The sequence below is a fragment of the Erwinia billingiae Eb661 genome (assembly GCF_000196615.1).
Lineage (GTDB): Bacteria > Pseudomonadota > Gammaproteobacteria > Enterobacterales > Enterobacteriaceae > Erwinia > Erwinia billingiae.
On sequence record NC_014306.1, the window covers coordinates 256,313 to 269,498 of the forward strand.

Genomic DNA, 13,186 nt, shown 5'->3' on the forward strand with positions numbered 1-13,186 from the left:
TAACCGCCCCGAATCCGGGGCGGTCTCACGTTATTCAGCCGACTTCAGCTGCTGTTTATGTTTGTTTTCACTGAGCATGGTCAGCAGCAGGAAGATCACCGCCAGCACGCAGCCGCCAATCATGATGATAAAGCCGCCGTCCCAGCCAAAGTAATCCACGGTATAACCGACAATCGCGCTTGCCGCGACCGATCCGCCAAGGTAACCAAACAAACCTGTAAAGCCTGCCGCCGTGCCTGCCGCCTTTTTCGGTGCCAGTTCCAGCGCATGCAGTCCAATCAGCATCACCGGGCCATAAATCAGGAAGCCGATGACGATCATACAGGCCATATCGATCCCCGGATTGCCTGCGGGATTCATCCAGTAAATCACCGTGGCAATGGTCACCAGCACCATAAAGAACACCCCGGTCGCTCCGCGATTGCCCTTAAAGACTTTGTCCGACATCCAGCCGCACAGCAACGTTCCTGGGATCCCGGCGTATTCGTAGAAGAAATATGCCCAGGAGGATTTATCCAGCGCGAAGTGCTTAACCTCTTTCAGGTAGGTCGGTGACCAGTCGAGGATGCCGTAACGCAGCAGATACACGAACACGTTCGCCAGCGCGATGTACCACAGCAGTTTGTTCGGCAGAACGTACTGCATAAAGATCTGCTTAGCGGTCAGCTCCTCTTCATGCTTCTCATCGTAATCCACCGGATAGTCGTTCTTGTACTCTTCAATCGGCGGCAAACCACAGGATTGTGGCGTGTCTCGCATCAGCGCAAAGGCAAAAACAGCCACCAGAATCGCGCCGAACGCCGGCATATAGAGCGCTGCTTTCCAGTCGTTAAACCACGCCATGCCCAGCAGGAACAGCAACGGTGGGATGCCGCCGCCAACGTTATGTGCACAGTTCCACACCGACACAATGCCGCCACGCTCTTTCTGTGACCACCAGTGAACCATGGTTCGCCCGCACGGTGGCCAGCCCATGCCCTGGAACCAGCCGCAGAGAAACAGCAGGACAAACATCACCATGATGCTGGACGTAGCCCAGGGCACAAAGCCCATAAACAGCATCACCGCAGCGGCCAGGATCAAACCGGCGGGCAGGAAATAGCGGGGATTAGAGCGGTCCGAGACCGATCCCATAATGAATTTGGAAAAACCGTAAGCGATAGAAATACCGGATAACGCGAAGCCGAGATCGCCCCGTGAGAATCCCTGTTCAATCAGGTAGGGCATGGCCAGCGCGAAGTTTTTACGCACCAGATAGTAGGCGGCGTAACCGAAGAATATACCGAGGAAGATTTGCCAGCGTAGCTTGCGGTAGAGCGGATCCACCTGGCTGGCTTCAACGCGCGGCTGATGAGATGCCGGTTTGAAAATACTTAACATATAAGCCTCCAATGGCGACGTTCTTGTTGTTTTAACCTCCGCGGACGCCTCACGTCATCGATCCGTCCGTCAAAGGGCGTAGGGATGTTCCATTTCGCGCACAGGATAGGGGTTTTCTGCTGTTGAGACTGTGAAGGTTTACGCAAATGTTACATTTTTATGACAGCGCGAAAGGATGAAAAAGCGCCAGATGTAAACTAAATACTTTCCTGCAACTTCGGTCATTTCGTTACACTGGGCGCACTTTTCGCAGCAGGGTCTTCCATTGTGACGTTACTGATTGTCACCACAATTTTGTGGGCATTTTCTTTTAGCCTGATTGGCGAATACCTGGCGGGCCAGGTCGATAGCGTATTTTCGGTATTAGTGCGCCTGGTGCTGGCGGCGGTGGTGTTCCTGCCGTTTCTGCGCTGGCGTGGCTATCGGGCCTCGACCATCCTGATGTACATGGCGGTGGGCGCATTGCAGCTCGGCATCATGTATCTGATCAGTTTCCAGGCCTATCTCTACCTCAGCGTGCAGGAATTCCTGCTGTTTACGGTGATGACGCCGCTGTACGTGACGCTGGTTTATGATTTGCTGACCGGCCGCGGCGTGCGCTGGGGCTATGCCCTTAGCGCGATGCTGGCGGTGGGCGGCGCGGCTATCATCCGCTACGACAAAGTCAGCGATCATTTCTGGTTCGGCCTGATGCTGGTGCAACTGGCGAACCTCATCTTTGCCATTGGCATGGTCGGGTATAAGCGCCTGCAGGAAATCCGGCCGGTACCGCAGCACACCGCGTTCTCCTGGTTCTATCTGGGCGCGGCGATGATTGCCGTTGTGGCGTGGTTTATGTGGGGAAATCCGCAAAAATTACCGACAACTTCGCTGCAGTGGGGCATTTTGATCTGGCTGGGTGTGGTGGCGTCTGGGCTGGGCTACTTTATGTGGAACTATGGTGCGACGCAGGTTGATGCCGGCACGCTGGGGATCATGAACAACATGCATGTGCCCGCCGGACTGCTGGTGAACCTGGCGATCTGGCAGCAGCAGCCACACTGGCCGAGCTTTATTATTGGTGCCGCGGTTATTTTCGCTTCATTGCTGGTGCACCGACACTGGATCGTGAAAGGCCGATAGCATGGGGAACGTGCGGGGATAACGGGCAGGAAAAACGGGCAGACTGCTGCTGCCCGTTATGACTTACTTGGCTTTTGGCACAACCGCAGGACGGATTTTCATGGTCAGTCCTTTCAGGAAGTTACGCAGGATCTGATCGCCGCACTCGCGGTAGTTTTTGTGACCCGGCTTGCGGAAAATCGCCCCAATCTCAGACTGTCCCACCGCAAAATCCGCCATCTTCAGAATGTCGAGAATGTCGGTGGTTTTCAGATCGAACGCCACGCGCAGCTTCTTCATCATGATGTTATTGGTCATCTTGCGCTCGATGGACGGCTCTGGTGCATCTTCACTTTTGCCGCGGCGCTGGAAAATCAGGCCATTCAGGAAGTAGCCCATAATCACATCCGGGCATTCACGGAAACCGTCTTCATCGTCTTTCTTCAGGAAGCTGTTGATTTCGGCTTCGGTGACTTCTGTTTCTGCCAGCGCCAAAATTGCCACAACCTGCGCATCGCTCAGGTTAAGCATGAAGCGCACGCTGCGCAGAACGTCGTTATTAGTCATAAAAATCTCATCAGGGATCAAAGGCTGTTGTGCGCATTATAGTGACAAATGGCCGTTGATACAGGAAAACCCACCAGCGATTCAGGCTGGCAGGTAAATCAGGAGTGGGTCAGCGGAGAGGGCAGTGCGGCACCGGGCTGAGAAGCGTCTCTGACCAGCGGCAGATGATCGCAGGCATGCTGGCGGGCAGAACGGATAAAGGCTTCGGTCACCGGCTGACGCTGTTCACCATCACGCACGGCGGCATACAGACGACTCCACAGGCCATCACCCAGCGTTTTGGTCACCACCAGTCCCTGATGTTCGAAGCTTTCCACCACCCAATGCGGCAGTGCCGCAATCCCCATCCCGGCCGACACCATCTGGATCAGCAGCAGGGTGTTATCGACGCTTTTCAGCGCCGGGCTGACGCCAGCCGGTTGCAGGAAGTGTCGCCAGATATCCAGACGCTGACGCTGCACCGGATAAATCATCAGCACTTCATTCGCCAAATCTTCCGGCGAGATATGGTCCACTTTCGCCAGCGGGTGATCCTGGGCCAGCACTAACCTCACTTCAAAATCAAACATCGGCGAATAGAACAGGCCACTGCGCGGCAGAATATCGGAGGTCAGCACGATATCCAGCTCGCCCTGCTGCAAGGCAGGCTGAGGGTCAAATGTGACGCCCGATTTGAAATCCATCACCACCTGAGGCCAGCTCTGGCGGAAATTACTCAACGCCGGCGTCAGCCACTGGATACAGCTATGGCATTCAATGGCGATGCGCAGCGTGGTCTGGTGAGGCTCGTGGCAGGCCTGAAGCGCTTGCTGGATCTGCGGCAACACCTGTTCCGCCAGCTGCAGCAGGATTTCGCCCTGGGGCGTAAAGCGCAACGGCTGGCTTTTACGCACGAATAACCGAAAGCCCAGACGCTGTTCCAGGTCGCTGAACTGATGAGATAACGCCGACTGCGTTTGGTGAAGCTGGGCCGCCGCGGCCGCCAGCGAACCGGTTGTCCGCAGCGCCTGCAGCGTCCGCAGGTGTTTGAGTTCGATCATGAGAGTCCTTCACATCGACAGTGAACAATTTGCGCTTGTGGTGACTACAGTACCTGCGGATTATAGATGTGTAAACATCTGGACGTCTAAAAGCCTGATTGCATCTGCAAGGACAGCGGGCAACAACTGAGGAAAGAACTGATGACCATTCTGAACCACACACTTGGATTCCCTCGCGTCGGTCTGCGTCGCGAACTGAAAAAAGCGCAGGAAAGCTACTGGGCGGGTAACAGCACTCAGGACGATTTACTGGCGGTAGGCCGCGAACTGCGTGCCCGCCACTGGCAGCAGCAGAAGCAGGCGGGCGTTGATCGGGTGCCGGTGGGTGACTTCGCCTGGTACGATCACGTTCTGACCACCAGCCTGATGTTGGGCAACGGGCCGGCCCGTCACCAAAACAAAGATGGCTCTGTCGATCTGGATACGTTGTTCCGTCTTGGCCGTGGCCGGGCACCCACGGGTGAGCCCGCTGCCGCTGCCGAAATGACCAAGTGGTTCAACACCAACTACCACTATATGGTGCCGGAATTCACCCAGGGCCAGCAGTTCAAACTTAGCTGGACACAAATTCTGGAAGAAGTCGATGAAGCGCTGGCTCTTGGCCACAACGTAAAACCGGTGCTGCTGGGCCCGGTAACCTATCTGTGGTTGGGTAAAGTAAAAGGCGAACAGTTTGACCGACTGAGCCTGCTGAAAGACATTCTGCCGGTCTACCAGCAGGTGCTGGGCGAGCTGGCTACCCGCGGAATTGAATGGGTACAGATTGATGAACCTGCGCTGGTGCTGGAACTGCCGCAGGAATGGCTGAACGCCTTCAAACCGGCTTATGATGCCTTGCAGGGCAACACCAAACTGCTGCTGACCACCTACTTTGACAGCGCCGGCACTAACATCAATACCCTCCGTACGCTGCCGGTGCAGGGGCTGCACGTTGACCTGGTGCAGGGTAAAGACGATATCGTTGCGCTAAATGCCAGGATCCCTGCCGACTGGTTGCTGTCCGTCGGCGTTATCAATGGCCGTAACGTCTGGCGAGCCGACTTAAGTAGCTGGTTTGAACGCCTGCAACCGCTGGTTTCCCAGCGCAAACAGCTGTGGATCGGTTCGTCCTGTTCGCTGCTGCACAGCCCTATCGACCTGAGTACCGAAACCCGCCTGGACGACGAAGTGAAAAGCTGGTTCGCCTTCGCCCTGCAAAAGTGTGCTGAGCTGTCACTGCTGAGCAACGCGCTGAATAACAATAACCCGCAGTCACTGGAGGCCTGGAGCGCACCGATCCGTGCCCGCCGTGATTCGGGTCGGGTGCATAACGCGGCGGTCAGCAAACGTCTTGCGGCGATCACCGCGAAAGACAGCCAGCGCGATCATGGCTATAGCGTACGTGCTGACGCGCAGCGCAAGCGCTTTAACCTGCCGGCCTGGCCGACCACCACCATCGGTTCGTTCCCACAAACTACCGAAATCCGTGGCCTGCGCCTGGACTTCAAACAGGGTCGCCTCGACAGTAATCACTACCGTACCGGCATTGCCGGACATATCAAACAGGCCATTGCTGAGCAGGAACGTCTGGGTCTGGATGTGCTGGTTCACGGCGAAGCCGAACGTAACGACATGGTTGAGTATTTTGGCGAGAACCTCGACGGTTTTGCCTTCACGCAAAATGGCTGGGTGCAGAGCTACGGTTCACGCTGCGTCAAACCGCCCGTTATTATCGGCGACGTCAGCCGCCCGGCGGCGATCACCGTTGAATGGGCGAAATACGCCCAGTCCCTGACGGAGAAACCGGTGAAAGGCATGCTGACCGGGCCGGTTACCATCCTTTGCTGGTCATTCCCGCGTGAAGACGTGAGCCGTGAAACCATCGCTAAGCAGATTGCCCTGGCGCTACGCGATGAAGTGGAGGACCTGGAAAAAGCCGGCATCGGCATCATTCAGATCGATGAGCCTGCCCTGCGTGAAGGTCTGCCGCTGCGCCAGTCCGACTGGGCGGCCTATCTGGCATGGGCCGTTGATGCCTTCCGCCTGAACGCTGCCGTGGCGCGGGATGACACGCAGATCCATACCCATATGTGTTACTGCGAGTTCAACGACATCATGGGGTCGATTGCGGCGCTGGATGCGGACGTGATCACCATCGAAACCTCACGGTCGGATATGGAACTGCTGGAGTCGTTTGAGGAGTTTGATTACCCGAATGAGATCGGCCCTGGCGTGTACGACATTCATTCGCCAAACGTGCCCGGCGTGGAATGGATGGAAGAACTGCTGCTGAAGGCGGCGAAGCGCATCCCGACTGAGCGTCTGTGGGTGAATCCGGATTGTGGTCTGAAAACCCGCGGCTGGACAGAAACGCGTCAGGCGTTAGCGAACATGGTGCAAGCCGCCCAGAATCTGCGCAAAACTAAAAAACCGGCCTGATTTCTGAGTGATTGAAGTGATGTGGGGCGCCTGGCGCCCCTTTTTTTATTACTTCACGCCATTCTGCCGGAACCAGGCGAGCATGCGCTGCCAGCCATCTTTGGCCGACTCTTCATGATAGCTTGGGCGGTAATCGGCATTAAAGGCATGGCCCGCATCCGGATAAACAATAATTTCCGATTTGGCGTTCGCTGCACGCAGCGCCTGGCGCATAGTCTCCACGCTCTCCTGCGGAATGCTGTCATCCTTGCCGCCATAAAGTCCTAACACCGGCGCAGTTAAATCCACCGCGATATCAACCGGCTGCTTCTGCTGCTTCAGCGTCTTCTCTCCGACCATTTTGCCATACCAGGCCACGGCGGCTTTCAGCTGTGGATTGTGTGCTGCATACAGCCAGGTAATGCGTCCGCCCCAGCAGAAGCCAGTGATGCCCATATTGCGCATATCGCCGCCGTGACGGGAGGCCCAGTTGGCAACGTGATCCAAATCGGCCAACACCTGATTATCCGGAACGGTGCTGACTAAATCTTTAAACAGCGTCGGGATATCGTCGTATTCAGCAGGATCGCCCTGGCGGAAGTAAAGCTCTGGCGCAACCGCCAGATAGCCTTCGGCAGCCAGGCGACGGCAGATATCGCGAATGTGTTCATGCACGCCAAAAATCTCCTGAACCACCAGAATCACCGGCAGTGGGCCGCTGACATGACGCGGTTTGGCGTGAAAAGCGGGCATGTTCTCGCCCTGAGTAGGAATGGATGTTTCACCTGACTGGATGGCGTCACTGTCAGTAATAATCGTGGTCGATGCGGTAGGCGATACCGCAGGAGTGAACCCATTATTGCTCATTTTTTGAGTCGTATTCTCGTCGGTTTTCATTGTCCTCTCCATGCATGCATTAGCGCAATCAGCTAACTATAGCCAGGATTACGTTTGGGTCAGGGGGTTGCTCTCTACCCATCATTAACACTGCCATTACCTGACCGTGAGGGCAAGTTGTGGCAATCCGAAAGGAAAGAGTGTTTAAATGTGATGTATGTCACTTCTTGTTGTTGATTCAATGTAACTTTCATTGGACGAAGTGATGCGATTCACATAATTTTCGGCAGCTTTGCATTATTGTGACCGCCAGATCCTTATCCCCCTTTCCCGTTACAGGAGTTTGAAATGGCACACTCAGACGTTTTTCATTTGGGTTTAACAAAAGCGGATTTGCAGGGCGCGACCTTGGCGATTGTGCCGGGCGATCCTGAGCGGGTGAAAAAAATTGCGGCATTGATGGAAAACCCGGTCCATCTGGCTTCACACCGTGAATTTACCAGCTGGCGTGCAGAGCTGGATGGCAAGGCGGTGATCGTCTGTTCCACCGGCATCGGCGGTCCTTCAACGTCTATTGCAGTGGAAGAACTGGCTCAACTGGGCGTGCGCACCTTCCTGCGCGTCGGTACCACTGGCGCTATTCAGCCAGAGATTAACGTCGGCGATGTGCTGGTCACCACCGGCTCAGTGCGTCTTGATGGCGCCAGCCTGCACTTCGCCCCGCTGGAGTTCCCGGCTGTCGCGGACTTTACCTGCACCACGGCGCTGGTCGACGCGGCGAAAGCGGCAGGCGCAACCACCCACATTGGTATCACCGCATCTTCCGATACGTTCTATCCTGGTCAGGAGCGTTACGACACCTTTTCAGGCCGCGTCGTCAGCCGTTTCCAGAACTCAATGAAGGAATGGCAGGATATGGGCGTGCTGAACTATGAAATGGAGTCGGCAACGCTGTTAACCATGTGTGCCAGTCAGGGACTGCGGGCCGGTATGGTGGCGGGTGTGATCGTCAACCGCACTCAGCAGGAAATTCCTGATGCGGAAACGATGAAAAGAACCGAGAGTGATGCGGTACGTATCGTAGTAGATGCGGCGCGCCGCCTAATCTGACGCTTTTTATCTGGACATTCATACAGTAGGCCTCTACCTTTTCCCGTAGATAAGTCCATGCGGGAGAATAAAGGTGGATGCAACAATCAGTTATGGCGTTTGTCTGGCGCTGGCCGGTGTGCTGGCAGGCTGGACAATCGCCTGGTTTCGCGGGCAGCAGGTCTCAGCCCGGCAGGAAACCGAACGGCAATTGCTGCTGCAGTCAGCGGAACAGCTGCGCGAAGAGCGTCAACGGCTGCAGCAGCAGGTCGAAACCTGTCAGCAGGCGCAACGGCAGAATGAGCTCGAGTTGCGCCAGCTACACGGGACGCTGTCTGCGGCCCAGGAAAAGCTTCACCACCTCGATCACTGGCGCAATGAAACTGAACAGCTGACGCGGGAATTACGCAACCAGCTGGAAATCAACAGTTCTCAGGAAGCCGAACTGCGCGAAGTCACCATCCGTCTTGAAGAAACCCGCATGGCTGCTGAAGAGAAACAGCGCCTGCTGGTCAACAGCGAGCAGCGGCTGAACGCGCAATTTGAAAACCTTGCAAACCGGATTTTCGAAAACAGTGGCCGCCGCGTTGATGAGCAAAACAAGCAAAGCCTTAACAGCCTGATTTCGCCACTGCGTGAACAGCTGGAAGGCTTCCGCCGCCAGGTGCAGGACGGATTTGGCCAGGAAGCCCGTGAACGTCATACCCTCTCGCATGAAATCCGCAACCTGCAGCAGCTGAACGCGCAAATGGCGCAGGAAGCGATCAACCTGACCAAAGCGCTGAAAGGCGACAATAAAACCCAGGGTAACTGGGGTGAAGTGGTCTTGAGCCGCGTGCTTGAAGCCTCCGGGCTGCGGGAAGGCCATGAGTATGAAACCCAGGTCACCATTCAGTTAGAACAGAACGGACGGATGCAGCCGGATGTGATCGTGCGTCTGCCGCAGGGCAAAGATGTGGTTATCGATGCCAAAATGACGCTGGTGGCCTACGAACGTTACTTCAACGGTGACGATGAGGCGCAGCGCGAAGCGGCAATCAGCGAGCATATTGCCGCCATTCGTGGGCATTTACGTCAGCTGAGCCGAAAAGATTACCAACAATTGCCCGGTTTACGCTCCCTGGATTATGTGTTGATGTTTATCCCGGTTGAACCGGCCTTTTTACTGGCGATCGATCGTCAGCCGGAGTTGATTAACGAAGCGCTCAACCTGAACATCATGTTAGTCAGTCCAACCACCCTGCTGGTGGCGTTACGGACGATTAACAATCTTTGGCGCTATGAGCAACAGAGCCGCCATGCCCAACGCATCGCCGATCGTGCCGCGAAGCTCTACGATAAAATGCGCCTGTTTGTCGATGACATGTCCTCAATGGGCCAAAGTCTGGACAAAGCGCAGGACAGTTACCGTCAGGCAATGAAAAAACTGTCGGAAGGGCGGGGCAATATGATTGCCCAGACCGAAAGCTTCCGTCAGCTGGGTATCGAGGTGAAACGGCCGATTAATCCGCGGCTTGTTGAACAGGCCATGCCGGAATCGGCCGAAAATATCGCTGAGCTGGAGGACGATGAAGCCCAGCCAGATGGCGATTCCGGGCAGGATAACGGCGCATTAAGAGTCAATGAATAAGCCGCCAGGCTGCGTGCCTGACCTGCTGGACTCTGGTACACTTGGCAGATAATTGATTGCAGAGCAGGCAAAACAAATGGCAGATGAATCAAAGGACACCACTCATTTCGGCTTCCGTACCGTAGCGAAAAGCGACAAGGAAGAAATGGTGGCAGATGTTTTCCATTCCGTTGCGGCCAAATATGACCTGATGAACGATTTAATGTCGTTCGGCATCCACCGCGTCTGGAAGCGTTTTACTATCGATTGCAGCGGCGTCCGCCGTGGGCAGCGCGTGCTGGATCTGGCGGGCGGCACCGGCGATTTGACCGCGAAGTTCTCACGCCTGGTGGGCGAGACGGGCGAAGTGGTGCTGGCTGATATCAACAGCTCGATGCTGAAAGTGGGCCGTGAGAAATTACGCAACAACGGCATCATTGGCAACGTGAACTACGTGCAGGCCAATGCTGAAGCACTGCCTTTCCCGGACAACTATTTCGACTGCATTACCATCGCCTTTGGCTTGCGTAACGTCACCGAGAAAGAGAAAGCGCTGGCGTCCATGTTCCGCGTACTGAAGCCGGGCGGGCGTTTACTGGTGCTGGAGTTCTCCAAGCCGGTGCTGGAACCGTTAAGCAAGGCCTATGACGCGTACTCTTTCCATATTCTGCCGCGCATCGGCGAGCTGGTGGCGAAGGATTCCGGGAGCTATCGCTATCTGGCCGAATCCATCCGTATGCATCCGGATCAGGACACACTCAAGCAGATGATGGAAGACGTGGGCTTTGAAAACACCACGTATCACAATCTCACCGGTGGCATCGTTGCACTGCACCGTGGGTTCAAGTTCTAAACAGGAAAGCGAATGACTTTAACGCCGCTGTTAACCGCGGGCCTGGAAACGGCACTTAACCAGATCCTCTATCGCGATCGCGGCCTGAAAGCAGCACGTCAGCGCCTGAATGGCAAAAGCCTGGCCATCGTGCTGGCTGAACTGAAACAGCCGCTGATCTTTATCTTCAGCGAGCATCAGGTTGATGTGCTGGGCGAGTGGAATGACACGCCCGACTGCACGGTAAAAACGCAGATTGCCACCTTGCGCAAGCTGCGCGATCGCCAGCAGCTGACCAGCGTGATCCGCAGTGGCGAGCTGGAAGTCGACGGCGATCTGCAGGTTGTGCAGCACTTTTCTGCGCTTATCGATCTCGCCGAACTGGACCCCGCTGAATACCTCGCGCCCTGGACCGGGGACGTGGTGGCGCAGGGTATCAGCCAGTTTGCCCGTCGCGGTTTCCAGCTGTTACGTGGTGATGCTGAACGCAAGCAGGCCTATCTCGGTCAGGCGCTGACCGAAGAGTGGCGGCTGGCACCCGGCGGATTAGAAGCAGCCTGGTTTGCTGAAGAAGTTGATGCGCTATCGCGCGATCTTTCCGCGCTTGAAAGCCGCCTTGCAACGCTGGAGGGCAAATGACGCCAGGAGAATTGCGCCGACTCTATTTGATTATCCGGGTATTCCTCACCTACGGCCTGGATGAACTGATCCCCAAAACCCGTCTGGCATTGCCGATCCGCATGTGGCGTAAGTGCCTGTTCTGGCTGCCCAACAAACACAAAAACCTGCCGCTTGGCGACCGTATTCGCCTGGCGCTGGAGCAACTGGGTCCGGTATGGATCAAGTTTGGTCAGATGATGTCGACACGACGCGACCTGTTCCCGCCGCAGATTGCCGATCAGCTGGCGATGCTGCAGGACCGTGTAGCCCCGTTTGACGGCGTGCTGGCTAAGCAGCAGATCGAACTGTCTCTTGGTTGCCCGGTTGAATCCCGCTTTGATGATTTCATGATCAAACCTCTGGCATCAGCGTCGATTGCCCAGGTGCATACGGCAACGCTGAAAGAAAACGGCCAGAAAGTGGTGATCAAAGTGATTCGCCCGGACATCCTGCCGGTGATCAGAGCCGATATGAAGCTGATCAACCGCATGGCGCGCTGGGTTCCACGCCTGTTACCCGACGGCCGCCGCTTGCGTCCGCAGGAAGTGGTCGCAGACTACGAAAAAACGCTGATTGATGAGCTGAACCTGTTGCGCGAAGGGGCTAACGCCATCCAGCTTCGCCGTAACTTCGATAAAAGCAAAATGCTGTACGTTCCGGAAATCTTCTCCGACTACGGCAGCGAAACCATGCTGGTGATGGAGCGGATCTACGGTATTCCGATTTCCGACGTGGTGACGCTGGAGAAGCATGGCGTGAACATGAAGTTGCTGGCTGAGCGCGGCGTGCAGGTGTTCTTTACCCAGGTATTCCGCGACAGCTTCTTCCATGCGGACATGCATCCGGGCAATATTTTTGTCAGCTACGACCATCCAGAAGATCCGCAATATATCGCCATCGACTGCGGGATAGTCGGCTCGCTGAATAAAGAAGATAAGCGCTATCTCGCCGAAAACTTCATCGCCTTCTTCAATCGTGATTACCGCAAGGTGGCCGAGCTTCACGTCGACTCTGGTTGGGTTCCGCCGGACACCAACGTGGAAGATTTCGAATTTGCCATCCGCACCGTGTGCGAACCCATTTTTGAAAAGCCGTTGGCAGAGATCTCCTTTGGCCACGTGTTGCTGAATCTTTTCAACACCGCCAGACGCTTCAATATGGAAGTTCAGCCACAACTGGTTCTCCTGCAGAAAACATTGTTGTATGTTGAAGGCATTGGGCGGCAGCTTTATCCGCAGTTGGATTTGTGGAAAACAGCCAAACCGTTCCTGGAAGACTGGATCAAAGATCAAATCGGTATTCCGGCCATTGTCAGGGCACTGAAAGAGAAAGCGCCTTTCTGGGCTGAGAAATTGCCAGAACTGCCGGAACTCTTCTATGACAGCCTGCGCCAGCACAAGCATTTGCAACACAGCGTCGACAAGCTGACCAACGATTTAAAAGGCGAACGGATCAGACAGCATAAGTCCCGTTACCTGTTCGGCGTCGGTGCGACCTTGCTGCTCAGCGGCACTGCCATCTTGCTGACACGGCCAGATTGGGATCTGATTTCCGCGGCGATGATCGCCGCCGGTCTGGTTAGCTGGCTGGTTGGCTGGCGTAAAACCAGCTGATTGTCATGAAAGGTAAACAGAAGGTTATCCCGCGCTGGTGATGGTTTGCTCATCGTCAGCG

General features: G+C 55.6%; 11 protein-coding genes. 7 read left to right on the plus strand and 4 right to left on the minus strand.

Annotated features, from left to right (window positions below):
- Positions 1–30: 30 nt before the first annotated feature.
- Entirely contained in the window at positions 31–1,380 is a 1,350-nt protein-coding gene (glpT, locus tag EBC_RS02575; RefSeq protein ID WP_013200263.1) for a glycerol-3-phosphate transporter, read from the minus strand.
- A gap of 267 nt (positions 1,381–1,647) precedes the next feature.
- Between glpT and EBC_RS02580 the strand changes: the two genes are divergently transcribed.
- On the plus strand, positions 1,648–2,502 hold the full coding sequence (locus tag EBC_RS02580; protein WP_013200264.1) for a carboxylate/amino acid/amine transporter: 855 nt from the start codon (positions 1,648–1,650) through the stop codon (positions 2,500–2,502).
- A gap of 63 nt (positions 2,503–2,565) precedes the next feature.
- Here EBC_RS02580 and EBC_RS02585 read toward each other — a convergent pair whose 3' ends face one another.
- Positions 2,566–3,048 (minus strand): YehS family protein, encoded by a 483-nt coding sequence (locus EBC_RS02585; RefSeq protein WP_013200265.1) that lies wholly within the window; start codon positions 3,046–3,048, stop codon positions 2,566–2,568.
- Between the two features lie 98 nt (positions 3,049–3,146).
- Positions 3,147–4,088 (minus strand): HTH-type transcriptional regulator MetR, encoded by a 942-nt coding sequence (metR, locus tag EBC_RS02590; protein WP_013200266.1) that lies wholly within the window; start codon positions 4,086–4,088, stop codon positions 3,147–3,149.
- A 141-nt stretch (positions 4,089–4,229) separates the two neighbouring features.
- Here metR and metE point away from each other — a divergent pair, with 141 nt between their 5' ends.
- Positions 4,230–6,506: a 5-methyltetrahydropteroyltriglutamate--homocysteine S-methyltransferase gene (gene metE / locus EBC_RS02595; RefSeq protein WP_013200267.1), complete on the plus strand. Its 2,277-nt coding sequence runs from the start codon at positions 4,230–4,232 to the stop codon at positions 6,504–6,506.
- A gap of 48 nt (positions 6,507–6,554) precedes the next feature.
- Here the strand turns inward: metE and EBC_RS02600 are convergent, their stop codons facing one another.
- On the minus strand, positions 6,555–7,382 hold the full coding sequence (locus EBC_RS02600) for a dienelactone hydrolase family protein (RefSeq protein WP_013200268.1): 828 nt from the start codon (positions 7,380–7,382) through the stop codon (positions 6,555–6,557).
- A gap of 288 nt (positions 7,383–7,670) precedes the next feature.
- On the opposite strand from EBC_RS02600, the gene udp reads away from it, so the two are divergent.
- From udp to ubiB, 5 genes are all read left to right on the plus strand, one after another.
- Positions 7,671–8,432, plus strand: coding sequence for a uridine phosphorylase (gene udp, locus EBC_RS02605; RefSeq protein ID WP_013200269.1), 762 nt, complete (start codon positions 7,671–7,673; stop codon positions 8,430–8,432).
- A 73-nt stretch (positions 8,433–8,505) separates the two neighbouring features.
- The gene (rmuC, locus tag EBC_RS02610; protein WP_013200270.1) at positions 8,506–10,041 is read left to right on the plus strand and encodes a DNA recombination protein RmuC; all 1,536 of its coding nucleotides are present in this window, start codon (positions 8,506–8,508) and stop codon (positions 10,039–10,041) included.
- A 76-nt stretch (positions 10,042–10,117) separates the two neighbouring features.
- Positions 10,118–10,873 (plus strand): bifunctional demethylmenaquinone methyltransferase/2-methoxy-6-polyprenyl-1,4-benzoquinol methylase UbiE, encoded by a 756-nt coding sequence (gene ubiE, locus EBC_RS02615; RefSeq protein ID WP_013200271.1) that lies wholly within the window; start codon positions 10,118–10,120, stop codon positions 10,871–10,873.
- Between the two features lie 12 nt (positions 10,874–10,885).
- Complete coding sequence (gene ubiJ, locus EBC_RS02620) at positions 10,886–11,491, plus strand: ubiquinone biosynthesis protein UbiJ (RefSeq protein ID WP_013200272.1); 606 nt, start codon at positions 10,886–10,888, stop codon at positions 11,489–11,491.
- Positions 11,488–13,125, plus strand: a complete 1,638-nt coding sequence (gene ubiB / locus EBC_RS02625) for a ubiquinone biosynthesis regulatory protein kinase UbiB (RefSeq protein ID WP_013200273.1) — start codon at positions 11,488–11,490, stop codon at positions 13,123–13,125. Before ubiJ ends, ubiB begins: the two co-directional genes overlap by 4 nt.
- Positions 13,126–13,186 lie beyond the last annotated feature (61 nt).

Bases quoted from the DNA above. Each gene is read 5' to 3' on its own strand.
- glpT (WP_013200263.1), bottom strand. From the start codon at position 1,380: ATGTTAAGTATTTTCAAACCGGCATCTCATCAGCCGCGCGTTGAAGCC.
- EBC_RS02585 (WP_013200265.1), bottom strand. From the start codon at position 3,048: ATGACTAATAACGACGTTCTGCGCAGCGTGCGCTTCATGCTTAACCTG.
- metR (WP_013200266.1), bottom strand. From the start codon at position 4,088: ATGATCGAACTCAAACACCTGCGGACGCTGCAGGCGCTGCGGACAACC.
- metE (WP_013200267.1), top strand. From the start codon at position 4,230: ATGACCATTCTGAACCACACACTTGGATTCCCTCGCGTCGGTCTGCGT.
- EBC_RS02600 (WP_013200268.1), bottom strand. From the start codon at position 7,382: ATGAAAACCGACGAGAATACGACTCAAAAAATGAGCAATAATGGGTTC.
- udp (WP_013200269.1), top strand. From the start codon at position 7,671: ATGGCACACTCAGACGTTTTTCATTTGGGTTTAACAAAAGCGGATTTG.
- ubiE (WP_013200271.1), top strand. From the start codon at position 10,118: ATGGCAGATGAATCAAAGGACACCACTCATTTCGGCTTCCGTACCGTA.
- ubiJ (WP_013200272.1), top strand. From the start codon at position 10,886: ATGACTTTAACGCCGCTGTTAACCGCGGGCCTGGAAACGGCACTTAAC.
- ubiB (WP_013200273.1), top strand. From the start codon at position 11,488: ATGACGCCAGGAGAATTGCGCCGACTCTATTTGATTATCCGGGTATTC.